The organism is Rhodococcus sp. 7Tela_A2, from assembly GCF_049311045.1.
GTDB lineage: Bacteria > Actinomycetota > Actinomycetes > Mycobacteriales > Mycobacteriaceae > Rhodococcus.
In genome coordinates, this window is the sequence record NZ_JAXION010000002.1 from 25,890 (window position 1) to 45,862 (window position 19,973).

Consider the following 19,973-nt stretch of genomic DNA (forward strand, 5'->3'; position numbering starts at 1 on the left):
CGGAGAACTCAGAGAGCCACGTCGCGCTCGAGTCCGAACCAGTAGTGCTCTCCGCCGTCGAAGACGAGTTTTCCCTTCCCGTTCATCACACCGATCAGTGTGTCGTCGTCGACCTTCTTGAAGTGGTCGAAGACGGGCATGCCGTCGTACACCATCGTCGCGGTCACCTCGCCCCGGAACACGATTTCCCACAGGCTCGCCTCTCCGCGACCGGTTTCCTTGTCGGAGAACAGTTCCCCGTCCTCACCGCGGCACACCAGGGGTTGCACCTCGGTCGGTGAGACGAACGTCTTCCCGTACCACCGGGACGCGCCGAGAAGCCCGTGGGTGCGATGGCCGGTATCGAAGCTGAACCCTTTCCAGCGGAATCCGACGAGATCGTCTATCCGTGCCGGCGTGAGACGCGGCCACAACGCGTCGAGTTCGCGCGGATCGATTGTCTCGGTGCGGGCGCGAAGGTCCGCGACGTGCCGAACTACGTCCATGTCGTCTCCTCTAGTTGTCGAAGGTCAGAACTGCCTTGACGACTTCGCCCGAGCGCACGGCATCGAGGGCGTCGTCGAGTTTTGTGAAGTCGAACGTACGGACCAGTTTCTCGACGGGGAAACGGCCGTCACGCCACAGGTCCGCGAGTTCGGGCAGGAACCGATGAGGATCCGCGTCACCTTCGATCACTCCGGTCAGCGTGCGCCCGCCGAGCAGATGCGTCTGATCGACCGTGATGGGATTGCGGCCTGCCTGCAGGCCGAGTGTCGCGCACACGCCGGGACTGCCCAACGACGACAACGCCTGCCGAACAACCGTTTCGGTGCCGACGGCTTCGACCCCGAAATCGGCTCCGCCGCCCGTGAGACGACGGAGATGACGGCCGAGGTCGTCGTGCTCGTCGGGCGATACCACCTCGGTGGCCCCGAGTTCGCGCGCGAGGTCGTGCCGGCGACGGTTGGGGTCGATACCGATGATGGTGGTGCACTCCGCGATGCGGGCGGCCATGATCGCGGCCATCCCGACGGCACCGAGACCGAACACCACTATCGACGAATCGGGTTCCGGGCGAAGAACCCGGAGGACGGTGCCCGCGCCGGTGGCGAGCCCGCATCCGAGAGGTCCCGCGAGAGCGACCTGTACGTCGGCGGGCAGCCGCACCGCATTGCGCTCGGTGACCACCGCCAGCGACGAGAAGGACGATTGCCCGAACCAGTTACCGTGCAGGGGATTCCCGTGCGCGTCCTGAAGAACCGTCGTGCCGTCGCTCCGGGTACCGCCGTAGTTGAGCCCGGCGAAGCGGGCGCAATACGAGGGTCGGCCGCGTGTGCAATTGCGGCACTGCCGACACGAATCGAAACCCAGAACCACCGCGTCGCCGACCGCGAGTCGCGTCACCGACGTGCCGACTTCGGTGACGATGCCGGCGCCCTCGTGTCCGAGGACCGCGGGCACCGGAATGGGGACGCCCCCTGCCGCCGCGGTGAGGTCGGTGTGGCAGATTCCGACGCCACGAATGCGCACGAGGACTTCGTCGGGACGAAGATCGGGGACGCTGACCTGCTCGAGTTGCAACGGCGCCCCGTACGTCCGGAGAACTGCTGCTGTCGCCGTGCGGCTCATCCGTGCTGTGCTTCCGGCCGGGGTGTGCCGAGCAGTATCGCGAGCATCAACTGCTGCACTCGGCGCCGCGTGGATGCGGTGGACCGGAATCGCAGGAGGTTGCCGGTGTCGAGCACGACGTTGAGGGCCGCGTGCACGAGGAAGCGGCATTCCACCGGCGACAGGTCGCTGCGCAGTTCCCCGATGAGCCGCGCCCAGTCCTCGATGTTGAGTCGCTGGATGTTCCGCAGGTCGCTGCGGTGATGGGCCGGAAGGTTCCCGATCTCCGCGAAATACACCGACATCAGTGCGCTGTGCTCGAACGACAGCCGGATGAAGAAGTCGCTGAGGGTCTCGAGCGCCTGGGCCGGTGTCGTCGACTCGGTCAGGGCCGCGCCCACGGCCACCGCCACCCGATCGGCGGCGCGCCGGAACGCGGCTGCGAGAAGTTCGGCTTTGCTGGGAAAGTGCCGGTAGACCCCGGAGGCGTTGATGCCCGCCGCCGCCCCGATCTCCTCGATGCTCACCTCGTGGTAACCACGGGCATCGAACAGCAACACGGCCTCGTGGAGCAGCACTTCGCGTTTGTTCGCCATGGTGAGGCCCTGTGGTGCGGGCGCCGGGTCGGCTTCCGGGAGATCCGGTACGAGGGGGACCGCGGCGAGTGCGCGGCAGGCATCGAGCAGCAACTGCTGGATGCGACGGGTGGACAACGGTGCGCGGTGGGTGGTGATCGAGCCGATGACACTGAGCACGGCCGTGCTGAGCAACACGTGGTCGGAATCGGAAAGATCGGGTCGCAGACGGGAGAGGGTATGCGCGAGCCGCCTGTTGATCGCCACCATCTTCGAGCGGATCACGCTGCGGTCGTCGCTGGTGAGGTACCGCCGCTCCCAGCGATACAGACCCCCGGTGCGCCGGTTGTCGACGGTGGTCCGGATGAGCGAGGTGAGCTGCCGGTCGAGCACGTCGGCCGGATCCTGGTCGTCCCCCGGATCGAGCTCGTTCAATGCGCCTTCGAGCGCGTCGGCGAGCGTGGCGACGGCGTGGTGGAAGAGCGCGTACTTGTTCGGGAAGTGCCGGTACAGCGCGGGACCGGAAATGCCGACTGCGGACGCGATCTCGTCGATGCTCACTCCGTGGTAGCCGCGTTCGCTGAAGGCCTCGGCGGCAACGGTGGCGATCTGCGCCTTCCGGTTCTTGGGCCGGCGGCGCGGTGCGGGAGTGGCGGAGCCGGCCTCCGCGCGGTTGCGCGCCTCGACCTGCGCGTGTTCGGGCACCGGGCCTCCTCGGATGGGGTGGAGCGCGGCCCACGACCGGGGCCGTAGGGGGATGGTCGGTTTCAAAGGTAACAGCCGCACCCCGCGGAAAGGAACGCGCATCTTCCTCGCGAGCGGCGGAAAACCGCAGTACAGAACGTATTGACAAACCCCGGAGGAGCCACCAAAGTTAACACCGATTCTCAATGCAATTCATGGAATTGAGGTAGGGAATCGTGCTGGACACAAGCACATCCAGGATCCGAGGGGGACCCGTGAGGACTCGATTCACCGAGATGTTCGGGGTGGAACATCCCATCGTTCAGGGCGGCATGATGTGGGTCGGCCGCGCCGAACTGGTCGCCGCTGTCGCCGATGCCGGCGCGCTCGGCTTCATCACGGCTCTGACGCAGCCGACCCCCGAGGATCTCGTGCGTGAGATCGAGCGGACCCGCGAACTCACCGACAAGCCGTTCGGTGTCAACCTCACCATTCTTCCCTCGATCAACCCGCCTCCGTACGCCGAATACCGGCAGGCCATCGTCGACTCGGGTATCGAGATCGTCGAAACAGCGGGATTCAACCCCGCGGACCACCTTCCCTTTTTCAAGGACGCCGGTATCAAGGTGATCCACAAATGCACCAGCGTTCGTCACGCGGTCAAAGCGGAACGGATCGGCGTGGACGCGGTGAGTATCGACGGCTTCGAATGTGCCGGGCACCCCGGTGAAGACGATGTGCCGGGCCTGATCCTCATCCCGGCCGCTACCCGCAAGCTCACGATCCCGGTGATCGCATCCGGTGGAATCGCCGACGCCCGCGGTCTCGTAGCCGCACTCGCGCTCGGTGCCGAGGGGGTGAACATGGGCACCCGGTTCATGTGCACGGTCGAGTCGCCGGTAGCGCAGGAGGTCAAGGAGCAGATCGTCCGGAATACCGAACTCGACACCAAGCTCATCTTCCGGACGCTCCGGAACACGGCCCGCGTCGCCTCCAATGCCGTCAGTCGCGAGGTTGTCGACATCGAGTCGGACGGAGCGGAGTTCGGAGATATCCAGCACCTCGTCTCGGGCGCCCGCGGCCGGAAGGTGTTCGAGTACGGAGACCTCGACGCAGGAATCTGGAGCGCGGGTCAGAGTCAGGGGCTGATCGACGACATACCGACGGTGTCGGACCTCGTCACACGCATGGTCGCCGAAGCCGAGGACATCATCACCAGCCGGCTCCAGGGTTTCGTGGCCGCCGGCTCGGAGGTGGGGGCATGACCGCAACGTCCACCGTCGAGGGACTCCGCTCCGAACTCGCCGACGGGATCCTCAGGCTCACCATTTCCCGGCCCAAGCGAATGAACGCGATCGATCTGGCGACGTTGTCGGCGCTGCGCGACGCGGTGACGGCGGCCGATACCGACACCCGGGTGCGCACGATCGTTATCACCGGTGAGGGCAAGGCATTCTGTACCGGAGCGGATCTCGCTGCAGGAGCGGCGAATCCGCAGGACCCGACCGTGGCGATGGATGCCACTACCGGTTTGATCCGCGCGATCACCGACGTTTCCGTTCCCGTCATCGCGGCAGTGAACGGTCCTGCCGCCGGTGTCGGAGTGTCGATAGCCCTCGTCGCCGACCTTACCTACGCTGCCGAGAGCGCATACTTCCTGCTGTCCTTCGTGAACATCGGGTTGATGCCCGACGGTGGGGCGAGTCTGCTCGTTCCGGCCGCGATCGGCCGCGCTCGCGCGGCCGAGATGGCGCTGCTCGGCGAACGCATCGGTGGCGCGGACGCCGACCGTTTCGGACTGGTGGCGCGGACACTGCCGGACGACGAACTCGCGGCACACGTGGACGCGGTGGCCGCGCGCACCGCGCGGGGACCCCGACGCGCACAGGCCCTCACCAAGAAAGCACTCAACGCCGCGACCCTCCCACTGCTCGACAGCGCGCTTGCGCGGGAGAAAGAAGGTCAGGTGGAACTGCTCACTTCGGCGGATTTCGCCGAGGGCGCCATGGCGATGCTGGAGAAGCGCCCCGCCCGCTTCGCGTAGCGCCGGAAACGTTCGACGGACCGTGCACTTTCCGGCGGGGGTCGCGGACGGCGGCATCACAACGCTGCACGGTGCCATTCGGAAAAGCCGCTGCTGAAAGCGGATAACACACGCGTCGTTCGGGTCTGCTCCCTTTCGGGATATCGCGCTCTGTCAGTGTTCGACCGTGGAGAATCTACGTTAACAAAACTCTGGTCTTACCACCGTCGCCCCTGTAATGTGCCTCACACATCGAAGGCTCGGCTTCCCACCGGTTCGCCTTCCTGTCCCGTCACGAGAGGACCCATCGATGGCGCCCCCCGCAGGCACTCCCGGATCGACCGGCACCCGATCGACTGTCACCGAGTCGATGCGTTTTCGTAGCAACAACTGGAACAACCAGGTCTCCCGGCACGCGTTGATGATTCCCGACCGCACCGCACTCCGATTCCTGGGCGAATCCATCTCCTGGTCTCAGCTGGACGCACGGATCGACAAGCTGGCAGATGCGCTGTCGCGGCGGGGCATCGGCTTCGGCGACCGGGTGATCGTGCTGATGCTCAACCGCCCCGAATACCTCGAGACGGTACTGGCCGCCAATGCGCTCGGAGCCATAGCGGTCCCCGTGAACTTCCGCTTGACCGCGCCCGAGGTGGCATTCCTCGTCGCCGATTCCGGTGCGAAAGCCATTGTCGCCGAAGGGCCACTCGTCCCGCTCGCCGCCGCTGCGCGAGCACAGTCGGAAGGCATCGAACTCTTCGTCACCCTCGGTGCCGAACCCGAGGGCGACGCCGTGAGTTACGACGACCTCGTCGCCGAGGACGGCGATGCCCGCACTCCGGTGGAGATCCCGAACGACACGCCGGCGCTCATCATGTACACCTCCGGAACCACCGGCCGCCCGAAGGGCGCTGTGCTCACACATTCGAACATGGAAGCCCAGTCGCTCACGTGCATCCGGGCGTTCCGCCTCTTCGACGAATCCGGCATCGGGTTCTGTGCGTCGCCGATGTTCCACATCGCGGCGCTCGGTTCGATCGCACCGAGCCTGATGCTCGGCACCACGACGGTGATCCACCCCGTCGGCGCGTTCGACCCCGAGGTGCTCCTCGACGTACTCGAAGCGGAGCAGGTGACCAGTCTGTTCCTGGTTCCCGTGCAGTGGCAGGCCGTGTGCGCAGCCCAGCAGTCGAACCCGCGAAAGCTGAAGCTGCGCAACATCTCCTGGGGCGCGGCGCCGAGTTCGGATACCATCCTCCGCGCAATGGCCGAATCTTTCCCGGATGCTTTCAATGTCGCGGTGTTCGGGCAGACGGAGATGTCGCCGATCACGTGCGTCCTCGACGGAAACGACGCGATTCGCAAGCTCGGATCCGTCGGCCGGGTCATCCCCACGATTCAGGCGCGTGTCGTCGACGACGAGATGAACGACGTCGAACCGGGTCAGGTCGGGGAGATCGTCTATCGCGGGCCGACCATGATGCGCGAATACTGGAACAACCCGTCCTCCACGGCGGACGCGTTCTACGGCGGATGGTTCCATTCCGGAGATCTCGTTCGCGTCGACGACGAAGGTTTCGTCTACGTCGTCGACCGCAAGAAGGACATGATCATCTCGGGCGGCGAGAACATCTACTGCGCCGAGGTAGAGAACGTCCTCTTCGGGCACCCGAAGGTTCTCGAAGCCGCTGTCGTCGGCCGTCCGAATTCGAAGTGGGGCGAGGTCCCCGTGGCGGTGCTCGCGCTCGGACCCGGCACCGACGACCTCACCATCGAGGAACTCCAGCCCTACCTCGACGACCACTTGGCGCGGTACAAGCACCCCAAGGAAGTCGTGCTCGTCGAGGGCGTGCCCCCCCACCCCCCGCGGCAAGGTCGTCAAGGGCCAACTCCGCGGCGGATTGTCCGCCGTGATTCAAGGCTGACCCTCCCGCACCGGCCACCCGGTCGCGTTCGGGACCGGGCCGTGGATCAGTGAAAGGAGAGGGGGCACATGACGTTCGAACTGCCCAAACCGAAGGGACCGGCACACGATCTGGCGATCCAGGTCGGTGCGCTCGTCGGCTTCTCTCTCGAAACCCTGGTTGCCACGGCCCGCGTCCTGTTCCGCCGTCGTCTCTCGCTCGGCGAGACCGTTACCCAGGCGCTGTTCATCGCGAAGGTCTGCAGCGGTCCCGCACTACTGCTGATGCTCCCGGTCGGTGTACTGATCGCGGTGTCGGTCGGTTCGCTCGCGGGACAACTCGGCGCCGGCGCCTACTCCGGCGCAATCGTCTCGTTCGTCGTGGTCGGACAGGCCGCCGCGCTGGTGTGCGCTCTCATGCTCGCCGGTGTCGGCGGTTCCGCGATCTGTGCAGACCTGGGGTCGCGCACGATCCGGGAAGAGATCGAGGCGATGGAGGTGATGGGACTCAACGTGGTCGAACGACTGGTGGTGCCTCGACTGCTCGCCTCGGTACTCGTCTCGCTCATGCTCTGTTCCCTCGTCACGCTGGTCGGTGTCACCGCGTGCTACCTGTACGAGATCTATCTCAACGACGGGTCCGGCGGGGCGTTCTTGAGAACCCTCGGCGAATACGGTCGACTGTCGGATTTCGCGACGGCCATGTTCAAGTCCGCGTGCTTCGGCGTCACGTCCGCGCTGATCGCTTCCTTCAAGGGGCTCCACGCCAAGGGCGGACCGAGCGGTGTCGCCGACGCCGTCAACGAAGGTGTGGTGCTGGCGTTCGTCATGGTGTTCGTCGTCAATACCGTTCTGTCCCAGATGTACACCGTGCTCGTTCCCGCGGTGGGCACCTACTGATGATCTCGTACACCACCTTCACCCGTGCGCGCTCGATGACGCATCGCCCGGTCGCCGCGACCGTCGACGGGTTCGCATCGATGGGCCGGCAGGTTGTGTTCGCCGGGAAAGCGGTCGCCGGAATCCCCATTGCCCTGCGGCGGTACTTCCGTCACGTGCTCTACCACATCGGCGATGTCAGTTTCGGATATGCGTCGCTGCTCGCCGGGGGCGGCACGATCGGAATCGTGTTCGCGATGTCCGCGGTGGCCGCGATGATGGTGGGTGTCGAAACGCAGCGAGGACTCGAGCTGATCGGCATGACGTCCCTGTCCGGCATGCTGTCCGCGATCGCCAACACCCGGGAACTCGCCCCCGTCGTCGCCTCCATCGCGCTCGCTGCCAAAGTGGGAACCGGCTTCACCGCACAACTCGGCGCGATGCGTATCTCCGACGAGATCGACGCGCTCGACGCGATGGCCGTCCGGTCGATCCCGTTTCTCGCCAGCACCCGTCTCGTCGCCGCGGCGGTATGCGTCGTACCGATCTACATGGTGGGGTTGCTCGCCTCGTTCGTCGCCACCCGCCTGGTCGTCGTCAACTTCCAGGGCAACTCGGCCGGCACCTACGACTACTACTTCCACCTCGCGCTCTCCCCGGCCGACCTCTGGTATTCGCTGATCAAGGCAGTCGTGTTCGCGATGATCGTGGCGATCGTGCACTGTGCGTACGGCTTCTACGCCTCAGGTGGACCGGAGGGCGTGGGCCGTGCCGCAGGGCGGGCGTTGCGTACGAGCATCCTGGCCATCGGGATCACCGACGTCGTGCTGACCTTCGCCCTGTGGGGTCTCGTGCCCACCATCCCGGGGGTGGGAGTCTCGTGACGTCCGCACGCCTCGTCCCGCGCCCAGTGCCCGCGCCCGCCGCCCCACGCCGGACGAACAAGATGTCGGGTCCGACCCGCCCGGTCCTCGCTCTGATCGGTGTGGTCTCCACCGTGATCCTCGTCGTCGCCGGGGTTTTGCTCGTCGCATCCGGTGCCGGGTCCTTGTCACGGGATCCGCGCATCACCGCCACACTTCCCGCCGACGCCGGACTGATCTTCGGTTCCGCGGGGGTGCAGTACCAGGGTGTGCACGTGGGAAGCCTCACCGGAATCGACGCCGGTGTCACCAGTTCCCGTCTGACGATGCAGATCGACGCGGCGCAGATGTCCGAGATTCCGCCGTCGGTACGGGTGCGCGTCGTGCCGCGCACGCTCTTCGGCGACGTGTTCCTCGAGTTGGTGCCGCCAGCGGAACCCGAGCGCGGACCGCGACTCGAGCCGGGGGCGGAACTGAGCGTCGATACCTCCTCGGAGTCCGTGCAACTCGCGAACCTGTACTACCGGGCCGCCGAGTTGATGGAACAGCTTCGCCCCGAGCAGCTTTCGGTCGCGCTCGACGCCATGAGCCAGGCATTGCAGGGTCGGGGAACAGCCCTGGGGGAGACGATCGACCGCATGGCCACGCTGACAACCGATCTCGGCCCGCTCGTCGATTCGGGTATCGCCGCGGCCCCCCAGCTCGCAACTGTGAACGAAGCGATCTCCGCAGCCACCGACGATGTCGTCGCCATCATGCAGAACGCGTCCGAACTGTCCCAGGTCGTGCTGGACCGGGAGGACGGTATCCGCCGACTGCTGTCCGGGGGCGCGTCACTCGGGCAGGAAGGCGCGGCTGTGCTGTCCGCCAACACCGGCAACATGATCGCGGTGGTCCGGAACGGGGCACCGGTGATGGGCGCGTTCGCAGGCAACACCACAGGCCTCGACGAGACCCTTCGCTACCTGTCCGTCTTCGGTGGTGCCGGCGCCCGGGTGTTCTCGACCGGCCGGTTCAACATCACCGCAGTTCCCGATTTCGCCGACCCGATGCCGTACACAGCAGCGGACTGCCCGAGGTACCCGGGCATGGACGGCGCGAACTGCGGTGATCCGGTCCGGACGCCTGCGCCGAACCCCTCCTCGATTCGGTCTGCATCGGCCGAACGCGCACCGCTCCGCTACCTCGAGCAGATCGCCGCGGGTATCGCGCCCGACGCGGCGGAGTTCGGTGACAGTCCGTCGGCAGCCGCGTCGATGCTGCTCGCGCCGTTCGTTCGTGGAGCGGAGGTGAGTGTCCCGTGAGTGCCGTGACCGGACCGATGCTGCGCCTGGGCGCGTTCTGCGTCGTAGGAGTGCTCGCCGCTGTCGTCGTGGGGAACACCCTCGACCAGCCCGTCGTCGGATCCACCCGCGAGTACTCCGCCGAGTTCACCGACGTCGAGGGGCTCACTCCCGGCAGCGACGTGACACTCGCCGGAGTCCGTGTCGGCAAGGTCGCGCGCGTGGAGTTCGCTCCCCAGGACGACGGAAGCTCGCGTGCGCGAGTGCACTTCGACATCGAATCCGGCCGGCAACTGACGACCGACGTCACCGCGAAAGTCAATTACGGCGACATGATCGGCGTACGCTACGTCGCGCTGCGCCTGCCCGCCGACACGACAGGGGTGGTGCTCGAGGAGAACGCGACCATCCCCCTCGAGCAGACCGCCCCGCCGGTCGATCTCACCGCGCTGGTCAACGGCTTCAAGCCACTGTTCGAGGCGATCGATCCCGCCCGCATCAATTCCCTCGCGGTCTCCGTGGTGGAGGCGTTCCAGGGGCAAGGCGGAACACTCGAATCCCTGCTTCTGCACATCGCCTCGGTGAGCGCGGACGTCGTCGAACAGGAGCAGGTTTTCAACGAGGTGATCGCCAATCTCGAGCAACTCGTCACCGTCGTCGACCGGCGCAACGAGGAGGTCTCGTCCCTGATCTCCGGGATGGCGGTCGTGAGCCAGGCACTCGCCGGCGACGAGGCGCAACTCGCGGCACTCGTCGATCGAGGTAGTTCGGCCGTACGGGCCACCGCTGCACTGATGTCCGGCGCCGTCACCCCACTCGATACCGCGGTGACGGATCTGCGGGTGATGACCGACGCGTGGATTCCGCAGACCGACAACTTCGACGAGGCGATGGCGGGGCTGCCCGCGCTCGCCGGCAGCCTCAATCGGATCGGCGACTACGGCGGCTGGCTCAACCTCTACATGTGCAACTTCACGGTCCTGTCGGGAGACTTCGAGACGAACCTTCTCGGCACCGCCTACTCGGAGGTGTGCCGATGAGCGCGACACGCGAGACGCGGGACGCGATCGCGGCGATCTTCTCCGGACGGCACGACCGGAATGCGAATCCGATCCTTCTCGGTGTGATCGGCATGGTCGTCGTCGCGGTCGTGATGGTCGGTGCACTGGCGCTTCCGCAGTTGACGTATCTGGTCAGGACACAGTCGTATACCGCCGAATTCGCCAACGCGGCGGGGCTCGCTCCCAACGACCCGGTCTACGTCTCCGGTGTCCCGGCGGGCCGCGTCGAGGGCCTGGAGATGGCAGGCGACCACATACTGGTCGACTTCCGGATCGACCGGAAACAGGATCTCGGCGACCGCACCACGGCGGAGATCAAACTCAAGACCATCCTGGGTAAGCGCTATCTCTCGGTGACACCCGCGGGTGCCGGCGAACTCACCGGCGGCCGTGTTCCGTTGTCCCGCACCGCGGTGCCCTACAGCCTCGACGAATTGACCACGGACGCACAGGCTGTGAGCGAAGGACTCGATATCGAATCCATCGAAACGATGATGCAGACGCTGACCGACGCCATGCCCTCCGACTCCCGGCACATCACCGACGCACTGGCAGGCGTCGAAGCGACGTCGCAGATGATCGTGCGCAACGATGCGCGGATCACGTCGTTGCTGCGTTCCGCGAAGTCGCTCACCTCGGTGGTCGCCACGCAGAGCGAGGACGTCTCGGTTCTGGTCCGCAATGCCACGACGGTGGTGGACATCCTCGCCGCGCGCAAGGAGGCCCTGGTCCGTCTCGTCGAGGATCTGCGCGGCCTCGCCGCCACCACGGCAGCGTTCCTCACCGACAACTCGTCCGAGGTCGACGCGCTGCTCGTGAATCTGGAATCCGTCACCGCGACGCTCGCGGCCAACGCCGCGAATATCGACCGGATTCTCGCGACGCTGCCCGCGGGCCTCCGCGCCGCGACCGATGCGTCCGGCAACGGGAACTGGGTCGACGTGCACGCCCCTGCCGGACCGATTCCCGACAACGCGTTGTGCGCCGTCGGCGTGATGGAGGGGTGCAATTGAGCGGGACGGGAAGAAGGTGGCTGACACGCGTTATCGCGATCGTGGCCGTCCTGGGTCTGTGCGCGGCCGGTGCCTGGTATGTCGTGGGGCCCGACCGCACCAGAACCGTGGTCGCACAGTTCGCGTCGGTGAACGGCATCTATCCGGGGAGCAAGGTGGCCGTTCTCGGCCTGCCCCTCGGCACGGTCGAAGAGGTGCGGCCGGCGGGGCGCGTCGTCGAGGTCACGATGACGGTCCCGACCGACGTCACTCTTCCTGCCGACGTGTCGGCTTTCGTCATGAACCCGGCGGTGATCAGCGACCGCTTCATCGAACTGGGGCCGGCGTATCAGGACGGCCCCACCCTGCAGGACGGCGACGTCATCCCAGTCGAACGCAGTCACGCCCCGATCAACTGGGACGAGTTGCTCGAAAGCGTCGACATGCTCGCCGGTGCGCTCGGCCCCGAGGGAGGCGAACTCGGCCGGACCCTCGAGGTCGCGGCGGACGCGACCGCCGGAACGGGCGAGGACATGAACCGCGCGATCGTCGCCTTGAGCCAGGCCACCTCGGTCGTCGGCGCCAAATCCGAAGACATCGGCGGGGTGATCGACGACCTCGCGGTCGCGCTCGGGGCAGTCCGTTCGAAGGAGGGAGATCTCGCCACCCTCGTCGAGGGGATGGGCGAACTGGGCGAGGAATTGCAGCGCGCAGATCTCGACGTCGCCGCCCCGGTCGATCAACTCACCGTCGTGCTCGACCGACTCGACGTCCTGCTCGCCGACCGCGGCGGCGACATCGAACAGATCATGTCGAATGCGCAGACGCTCACCGACACATTTGCGCTCCACGAGGTCGGGCTCGCCGAGATCTTCGACGTACTGCCTCTGACCATGCAGAACATCGACAACGCCATCGGACCCGACGGCCGGGCACGTATCCGGCTCAACATCTCCACGCAGATCGGCCAGTTCCCGCGCGCACAGGAACTCTGTGCGCAGGAACCGTTACCGCTGTGCACCGGCGCGGGATTCACCAACCCCATCACCGTGCCGTTCGATCTCTCCGACCCCTACGAAGATCTCGTACCCGAAGCACTCGACCGTGCCCTGAACGAAGGCGGCACCCGATGATCGGGCGTCTCCGCGTGGCCGGGGCACTGGCGTCGATCACGGTGCTGTCCGGGTGCGGTCTCAGCCTGCACGAACTCCCGCTCGGCCGGACCGCAGCCGGCGAGACGTACACGGTGACGGCGGTCTTCGAGAGCGCCGACCGGATCGACCCGGGAGCGGAGGTGCGTGCCGGGCAGGCCGTCGTGGGCCGTGTCCACACGCTGCGGACGGACGGCACACGCGCGTACGTGGATCTCAGCATGTCGGCGTCTGCCGAGCTCCCGTCGAATATCGGCGCGTCCGTGCGACTTCCGTCCGCGCTGGGCAGCCCTTTCGTGCAGATCGACATGCCGGAGGACCCGTCACCCGAGCCGCTGTCCGACGGCGACACGATCGAGCGGACGGAGGTGGGTCCGGACATCGAGGCAACCTTCGCGATGCTCGGTCAGGTGGTCAACGGCAGCGGGCTCGACCAGCTCCGCACCATCACCACGGAACTCGATGCCGCGTTCGGCAACCGCGGGGAGAAGATCCGCGACATGCTCACCCGCCTGGACTCCACGATGGCGCTGGCCGACGAGAACAGCGTGCACTTCGAGCGCACTCTCGTCGCGGTGGAGTCGGTGTCCGGGCGTCTTGCGCAGCAACAGGAATTGCTCGACCGCAGTATCGACGACAGCTCGCGCATGGTCACCTTGCTCGCCGAGCAGCAGCAGGATCTGACGACGCTCGTGTCGAGTACCGCGGCGGTGTCCGCGTCGGTCGATGCCGTGATGCAGGACTCCGGCACGATCGGGGGAGCGGTCTCCGACCTCGCCGACATCACCTCGGGTATCAAGGATTTCAACAACACTGTGGAGGCGGCGATCGTCAACATGACGGGGTTCATGGACGGTTTCCGCCGCGCGACACCCGGCGACTACTTGATCTTCGACGGCGCCTTCGACATTCCCGCAGCCATCGACCTGCTCGTGACCGGAGGGGTACCGCTCGACGGCGGGCCGGCGGTGCCCTTGCCGCAGGCGGACATCGCGACGGGATTGCAGGACCTGCTCCGAGGCGGTGTCCGGTGAACCGCTCGGTGAAAGTGCAGGTCACCTTGTTCGTGATCGTCGGCCTCCTCGCGACGGTCTTCGGTGTCCGGTACGTGCTGGGACCGCAGAGTCTCGGCGGGGCGATCGACATCCGGGCACACCTGTCCGACGCGCGGGGGATGGGTCCGGGCACATCCGTGACGTACCGGGGTGTCGCGGTGGGGGAAATCGACTCCATCGAGGTCGCACCGGGCGGACGCGGGTCAGACGCGGTGCTCTCCCTCGACCCGGGGACGCAGATTCCGGTCGGCAGTACTGCGCGGGTGGCCACCGCAACAGCGATCGGCATTCTCACCCTCGACATCGAACCCGAGACGGACGAGGGCCCGTACCTCGTTGCCGGCGACGAAATCCTCGTACCGGTCGCGGAACAGAGTCTTCGGCTGGACCAGATGCTGATCCGGATGACGTCGCTGATCGAGAGTCTGGACGCAGATTCTCTGGTCACCCTCGGCGAGACCTGGGGAACCGCCCTCGAAGGGACGGGTCCCGAACTGCAGGCGCTGCTCGAGAACGCCGACGCGTTGTCGCGGATGGTGGAGGAACGGGCGCCGGCCCTCGCGACGCTGCTGGACGAGGGACTCGGTCTCGTCGACGCACTGGCCGCCAACTCCGAATCGTTCCCCGGCACGGTGGGGGCGGTGCGCGACGTATCCGACCAACTGGTGGGCAGCAGGGACTCTCTCGTGTATCTGCTCGACCGCTCGCCGGAGGCCCTGTCCCGCGTCGAAGCGCTGTTCGCGGCGACCGAGGACAACTTCGGTGTCCTGCTCACCAACCTGGTGACGGTCGGTGAGGTGCTGGGACCAAGGACCCCGGCGTTGGAGGCCGGACTCGTGTCGATTCCGGCGGCTTTGAAGGATCTCGACCGGGTTGTCGTGGGTGACCGGGGCAACTTCTCGCTCGTGGCCACGCAGGGGCCGGTGTGTTACTACGACACCCCGCGCCGCACCATCCCGGACTACGGCCCCCGGCAGCCGAACCTTTCGCTCTACTGCCCACCGGGCGAAGGCCATGCTCAGCGCGGCGCGCGGGTGGCCCCGAGACCGAACGACCTCGGCTTGCAGAACCAGACCACGCCGGGTGCGGTGACCGGCCCGGACATCGCCGACGACCCGCTCCTCATTCCGACCGGGGTGGAAGCACTCAACTACTGGCAGCAGCTGTTGGAAGGATTGGGCAACTGAGATGACGCAACCTGCCGAAACGTCGGAAGGCACGACCGCGACGGACGTCGACACGGGAGACGACACCCCGGCGCTGTCGCCGGACGCGCGGGGCGCATTCCGGAGGGGCGGGCCCGCACGATGGGCGGTAGTCGCGTCGATCGTTGCGCTTCTCGCCGCAGCGGCATTCCTCGGGTTCCGGTGGTGGCAGGCGGAGGAAGTTGCCGCGCTGCGCGCCGAAGCCGTGACGAAGGCGCGGGAGTACGCGGTCATGCTGGGCACGTACGACTACCGCACCTTCGACGAGTCGCTGGCTGCGGTCACCGCGAATTCCACCGCCGAGTTCGCGGCGAAGTACGAAGGTGTGGCGGGCGATCTGCGTGGACTGGTCGAGAACGGGCAGGGCACGTCCGTCGCCCGCGCCGACCACGCCGGACTCGAGAGCTTCGACGGTGAGACCGCCACGGTGCTCGTCTTCCTCGACCAGGACGTCACGAATGCGGTGGTGCCGGACGGCCGCACCGACGCGACCCGGTTCATCGTCACGGTCGAGCGCGTCGACGATCGGTGGCTGCTCGACGGCGCCGACGCCGCGTAACCGGATCCTTCCACCGCTCCGAAGCCTCGCCGTTGCATCCTGAGACAATCTGACTATCTTTTGAAGATAGGAAAGTTCTCACAAACCAGAATCCCGTTTACGCGCGGGTGGAGCAACGGCAGACGGCTCGCCGGAAAGGCGCACAGGTGACAATGCGGTTCATCTTCCACTACCCCGAGATCAACGGCCCCGAGGGCGATGTACTCGACCCCGGGCCCGTCCGCGAGGTCGCGGTGGCTGCCGAGCGTGCCGGATTCGACGCCTTCTCCTTCAGCGAGCATCCCGCTCCTGGCGCGCGCTGGCTCTCCGCCGGTGGGCATCAGACTCTCGACCCGTTCGTTGCTCTCGGGTACGTGGCAGGCGCGACCGAGCGTCTCCGTCTGCTCACCTACCTCGCGGTGGCGCCGTACCGGAACCCGTTCCTGCTCGCCAAGGCAGCGGCATCGCTCGACAAGATCTCCGGGGGACGCTTCATGCTCGGAATCGGCACGGGCTACCAGAAGAGCGAGTTCCATGCCCTCGGCGTCGACTTCGACGAACGCAACGCACTGTTCGACGAGGCGCTCGATGTCCTTCCACTGCACTGGAGCGGTGAACCCTTCAGCTACGACGGCCGTCATTTCAGTGCGCACAACATCGTGGCGAGGCCACGCCCGGTGCAGAATCCGATTCCGATCTGGATCGGCGGCAACTCGGCACTGACCCGCCGTCGCGTCGCGCAGCGAGCACAGGGGTGGATGCCGATGTCCGGCGGCGCCCAGCTCAGTGCGACCGCGCGCACGCAGGAACTCGGACCTGTCGATCAGCTGGCGGGCCAGATCGCCGACGTGCGCGAGGCAGCGGTCGCCGCTGGCCGCACCGACCACATCGACGTCGTCTACTCGTACAGCGGTGAGATCGGTTCGGCGGGCGTCCACCCCGACCGGCACCGCGAGGTCTTCGCGGATCTGGAGAAGGCCGGTGTGGACTGGGTGACCGTCTCCTGCCGCATCGAGGGACTGTCGGCCACCGTCGACTTCCTCGAATCCTTCGGCACCACGTACCTGTCGTGAAAGATCCCGCAACCGTGCAGAACACCACCGTGAACGCCTCGGCCGGAGGATGGTTCGAGGAGCGGGCCCGGCTCGCCGGCACCGTCGCCGTGATCACCGGAGGCGCGGGCGGTCTCGGTGAGGCGATCGTACGGGACCTCGCCGCCAACGGCGTGCGTCCCGCCGTCCTCGACATCGACCGTGCCGCGGTCGATGCACTGGATTCGTCGCTGCGGGAGGCGGGCGTCGACGCCGTCGTCCGGCACGGCGACGTCCGGGATCCGCAGACGCTCGAGGCCTTGTTCGAGGCGGCCGACGAGCGATGGGGGAGACTCGACACGCTCGTGAACATCGTCGGCGGCACGTTCCGGTCACCGTTCGTCGACACCAACCCCAAGGGCTGGGACGCGCTCGTCCGCACCAACCTCTCGCATGTGTTCCACGCGTGTTCCCTGGCGGTGCCCCTCATGCAGCGTGGTGGCCGCGGGGGGAGCATCGTCAACCTCACGACCATCGAAGCGCACCGCGCCGCACCCGGTTTCGCGGTGTACTCCGCGGCGAAGGCCGCCGTGGAGCAGTTCGCCCGCACCCTTGCCGTCGAAGTGGCGCCTGACGGCATCCGGGTGAACAACGTGGCCCCGGACTTCGTTCCGACGCCTAACCTCGACAAACTCGCCGTGGGCGAGCACGCGCTGACGGATCCACGCAGCGCGGCTGTCGCGATCCCGATGGGGCGGGTCGGTCACGTCCACGACGTGTCGAACTGCGTCGTGTTCCTCGCGTCGGGTCTGTCGTCGTTCGTCACCGGAACGACGCTCCACCCCGACGGCGGCACACTCGCGTCGTCGGGGTGGTTCAACTGGCCCGGAACGGGCTGGGCCAACTATGCGCCGGAGAGTGTCCTCGCGCGAGCGTCGTCGACGCTCGACGAGTAGCTGCGCGGGATCGTGAAGGTCGCTGCCACAACGAGTATCGCCGCCACGAAGCATGCCGCCGTGTACCAGAGGCTGCCGACGGGATCGCCGTTGGCGGTCACGCCGTCGGTGGCCGCGAAGTAGTCGGGCAGCGCACTCGCCCACAACACCGCCATCACCAGCAGGTACACGATGCTGAAATACCTGACGAAGTCGTTGGAATACGCCGGCGTCGCCGGTGAACCGGTCGTGCCCTGCACGGTGCGCAACCGGCGCCACTGGCGTGCGAGCACATAGATCGCCACGGCGGAGACGAGCACGAGTTCGGCGGCGTAGATGGTCGCGCGGACCGTCGTGCTGCCCATCCCGATGACGGTCGCGGGTGCCGGGAGGATCACCGTTCCCAGAGCGGCCAGAAGCCCGACGACCACTGTCCGCCAGACCAGTTCGAGACCTCCGAAGGTGCGGCCCGCGTCGGCGTGGCGGCCGACGAAGTACTGGACGCAGAACGCCAGGGACATCGGCCACAAGGCGGCGAAGACGACCACGCTCGGCAGCGGAACCGACTCGAAGAACGGCTGGTTGACCGGATTGTCGAGCGACCACTCCCACCACCGCAACTGGGGGCCGAGATGATCGAAGATCTCGTAGAAAGCGTGGTGGACGAAACCGACGCACGCGGCGCCGACGAGGGTGCCGTACTGCCGGAACACGCCGAGCATCCGGACGATCTCGAACGCGATCGTCGCCATCAGCGGGTAGATCGCGATGATGTACAGGGGCAGACGCCCCCACATGAATTCGACCGTGAACACGTTGTGCGCGAACATCGTGTCCACGTATTCCTCGACGCCGAAGGCGTCGGGGAAGTACAACAGCGGTTCGATGATGAACAGGAACGCGAGCGTTCCGAGCCACACGACCAGATTGGTGGGATCACCGGTGCGGCGGAGCCGGACGATCGCGTAGATCAGCGCCAGGAGCGCACCGATCACGATCGTCGCTTCGAGCACCGGAAGGGTCCAGTTCTCCAGGGCGAACGGGCTGCGCAGTTCGAAGAGCCCGCCGGCTTCGGCACACGAGAACCCCAGCCGCGTTGCGAGATCCTCGAACGTGGGGGAACAGAGATCCGACATCACTCGGCCTCCCGCGCGGACACGGTCTCGGCGGTGTACCAGTGCGAGACGTCGTAGCCGGCGTCGAACCGTTCGAACCAGACGTCGGCGAGCGCGGGAAGCTTCTCGTGATCGGGATTGTGCTTGGGCAACTGGCTGCGCACGACACCCGCAAGTGCGACGAGTTGCTCGCGCAACGGCAGCACGTCGAACGCCCGCGGCATCGGCCCGTGGTCCTCCGCGTCGAGGAACGGCAGGCGTTTGCGCAGGATCTGCTTACGCCGGTACGACGCGAACATCGACATGGCGTCGATCTTCCGGTCCTCGATCGGGACATGCTTGTTGAAGCCGTCGCACGCGATGGCGATGACGTCGAGCACGTGCTTGAACACCGACGGTGCCATGCGCATCCGGTAGAGGTCGCTACCGACGACCGCATCGAAGATGATGAGCGCGGAACTGCGGTGCTCGACCTCTTCCACGAAATGCCAGATGAACAGCGATGCGACCCGGTCGTCGCCGGGCCGGAACAAGTGCGAGTCGTTGTCGAGCATCAGCTTGAACACCGGAGTGAAGGTCGCTTCCAGATCCGCCGTGTAGGCGAGGCGGTACTCGAGGGATTTCTCCGCCGTGAGCCGATCGAACGCAGCGACGACCTCGTCGAGCGTTTCCTGCAGACCCGGGTACCGCTTGATCAGCCCTTTGACGTGTTGCCGGTGGGCGGTGGAGTGCTGACCTTCCTGGTACATGAAGGCATTGGCTTCCTCGACCACCTTCGGGTCCTCGATCCGGTGCACGACCTCCTGGACCATGTTCACGATCATCTTCTCGAAACCGATCGCGAGGAACGACACCGCGTTGGCCATGCTCGAGAAGGCCGGGTTCTCCTCGTTCCACAGGAACGGCACGTCGTAGTCCGCGAATGCGAAGCGCATCTTCCGGACCTGCAGGTTCGTCATCGTGGCGCTACCTCGTCTCATGCCGGCCCCGGGAGGCCGGACGGGTGGGGCCCCGGGTGACGAGGCCTCGGTTCGGCGTGACCATACATCAGTGCGCTCATTTGTATGATAGGAATCCCGGCGCCGATGCGGAA

The 19,973-nt window shown here is 66.5% G+C and carries 18 protein-coding genes and 1 pseudogene; 14 read left to right on the plus strand and 5 right to left on the minus strand.

All coding sequences use genetic code 11. The annotated features are described in order from the left end of the window. Window positions 1-8: 8 nt before the first annotated feature. From TVH25_RS00570 to TVH25_RS00580, 3 genes are read right to left on the minus strand one after another with little or no spacing between them, the layout of a single operon-like run. Window positions 9-485: a DUF4334 domain-containing protein gene (locus TVH25_RS00570; RefSeq protein ID WP_169622590.1), complete on the minus strand. Its 477-nt coding sequence runs from the start codon at window positions 483-485 to the stop codon at window positions 9-11. Between the two features lie 10 nt (window positions 486-495). Beyond that, a complete protein-coding gene (locus TVH25_RS00575; protein WP_422423110.1) occupies window positions 496-1,608 on the minus strand; it encodes an NAD(P)-dependent alcohol dehydrogenase in 1,113 nt (370 codons plus the stop codon). Beyond that, window positions 1,605-2,867: a TetR/AcrR family transcriptional regulator gene (locus tag TVH25_RS00580; RefSeq protein ID WP_169622592.1), complete on the minus strand. Its 1,263-nt coding sequence runs from the start codon at window positions 2,865-2,867 to the stop codon at window positions 1,605-1,607. The genes TVH25_RS00575 and TVH25_RS00580 overlap by 4 nt, the downstream gene beginning before the upstream one ends. A 254-nt stretch (window positions 2,868-3,121) precedes the next feature. Here TVH25_RS00580 and TVH25_RS00585 point away from each other — a divergent pair, with 254 nt between their 5' ends. From TVH25_RS00585 to TVH25_RS00650, 14 genes and pseudogenes are all read left to right on the plus strand, one after another. Then, window positions 3,122-4,111: an NAD(P)H-dependent flavin oxidoreductase gene (locus tag TVH25_RS00585; protein ID WP_422423111.1), complete on the plus strand. Its 990-nt coding sequence runs from the start codon at window positions 3,122-3,124 to the stop codon at window positions 4,109-4,111. After that, complete coding sequence (locus tag TVH25_RS00590) at window positions 4,108-4,890, plus strand: enoyl-CoA hydratase (protein ID WP_422423113.1); 783 nt, start codon at window positions 4,108-4,110, stop codon at window positions 4,888-4,890. The genes TVH25_RS00585 and TVH25_RS00590 overlap by 4 nt, the downstream gene beginning before the upstream one ends. Before the next feature lie 349 nt (window positions 4,891-5,239). Beyond that, window positions 5,240-6,794 (plus strand): annotated as a pseudogene (gene fadD5 / locus TVH25_RS00595) (fatty-acid--CoA ligase FadD5). A 68-nt stretch (window positions 6,795-6,862) separates the two neighbouring features. Next, window positions 6,863-7,672, plus strand: a complete 810-nt coding sequence (locus TVH25_RS00600) for an MlaE family ABC transporter permease (protein WP_169622595.1) — start codon at window positions 6,863-6,865, stop codon at window positions 7,670-7,672. Continuing rightward, window positions 7,672-8,535 carry an MlaE family ABC transporter permease gene (locus tag TVH25_RS00605; protein WP_169622596.1) on the plus strand — a complete coding sequence of 288 codons (864 nt, stop codon included), beginning with the start codon at window positions 7,672-7,674 and terminating at the stop codon, window positions 8,533-8,535. The genes TVH25_RS00600 and TVH25_RS00605 overlap by 1 nt, the downstream gene beginning before the upstream one ends. Continuing rightward, complete coding sequence (locus TVH25_RS00610; protein ID WP_422423114.1) at window positions 8,532-9,818, plus strand: MCE family protein; 1,287 nt, start codon at window positions 8,532-8,534, stop codon at window positions 9,816-9,818. Before TVH25_RS00605 ends, TVH25_RS00610 begins: the two co-directional genes overlap by 4 nt. Beyond that, entirely contained in the window at window positions 9,815-10,837 is a 1,023-nt protein-coding gene (locus tag TVH25_RS00615) for an MCE family protein (RefSeq protein ID WP_422423115.1), read from the plus strand. The genes TVH25_RS00610 and TVH25_RS00615 overlap by 4 nt, the downstream gene beginning before the upstream one ends. Further along, the gene (locus tag TVH25_RS00620; RefSeq protein ID WP_422423116.1) at window positions 10,834-11,871 is read left to right on the plus strand and encodes an MCE family protein; all 1,038 of its coding nucleotides are present in this window, start codon (window positions 10,834-10,836) and stop codon (window positions 11,869-11,871) included. The genes TVH25_RS00615 and TVH25_RS00620 overlap by 4 nt, the downstream gene beginning before the upstream one ends. A gap of 41 nt (window positions 11,872-11,912) precedes the next feature. After that, window positions 11,913-12,983, plus strand: a complete 1,071-nt coding sequence (locus TVH25_RS00625) for an MCE family protein (RefSeq protein ID WP_422423117.1) — start codon at window positions 11,913-11,915, stop codon at window positions 12,981-12,983. Next, the gene (locus tag TVH25_RS00630; protein WP_422423118.1) at window positions 12,980-14,035 is read left to right on the plus strand and encodes an MCE family protein; all 1,056 of its coding nucleotides are present in this window, start codon (window positions 12,980-12,982) and stop codon (window positions 14,033-14,035) included. The genes TVH25_RS00625 and TVH25_RS00630 overlap by 4 nt, the downstream gene beginning before the upstream one ends. Then, window positions 14,032-15,243, plus strand: coding sequence for an MlaD family protein (locus TVH25_RS00635; protein ID WP_422423119.1), 1,212 nt, complete (start codon window positions 14,032-14,034; stop codon window positions 15,241-15,243). The genes TVH25_RS00630 and TVH25_RS00635 overlap by 4 nt, the downstream gene beginning before the upstream one ends. A gap of 1 nt (window position 15,244) precedes the next feature. Next, window positions 15,245-15,820, plus strand: a complete 576-nt coding sequence (locus TVH25_RS00640; RefSeq protein WP_422423120.1) for a hypothetical protein — start codon at window positions 15,245-15,247, stop codon at window positions 15,818-15,820. A 152-nt stretch (window positions 15,821-15,972) separates the two neighbouring features. Beyond that, entirely contained in the window at window positions 15,973-16,872 is a 900-nt protein-coding gene (locus tag TVH25_RS00645; RefSeq protein WP_422423155.1) for an LLM class F420-dependent oxidoreductase, read from the plus strand. After that, entirely contained in the window at window positions 16,869-17,786 is a 918-nt protein-coding gene (locus TVH25_RS00650) for an SDR family NAD(P)-dependent oxidoreductase (RefSeq protein ID WP_422423121.1), read from the plus strand. Before TVH25_RS00645 ends, TVH25_RS00650 begins: the two co-directional genes overlap by 4 nt. On the opposite strand, the gene TVH25_RS00655 is transcribed toward TVH25_RS00650, so the two are convergent. After that, the gene (locus TVH25_RS00655) at window positions 17,735-18,901 is read right to left on the minus strand and encodes a hypothetical protein (protein ID WP_422423122.1); all 1,167 of its coding nucleotides are present in this window, start codon (window positions 18,899-18,901) and stop codon (window positions 17,735-17,737) included. The two genes, TVH25_RS00650 and TVH25_RS00655, sit on opposite strands and share 52 nt — an antisense overlap. Continuing rightward, window positions 18,901-19,839 carry a metal-dependent hydrolase gene (locus TVH25_RS00660; RefSeq protein WP_422423123.1) on the minus strand — a complete coding sequence of 313 codons (939 nt, stop codon included), beginning with the start codon at window positions 19,837-19,839 and terminating at the stop codon, window positions 18,901-18,903. Before TVH25_RS00660 ends, TVH25_RS00655 begins: the two co-directional genes overlap by 1 nt. Window positions 19,840-19,973: the final 134 nt, after the last annotated feature.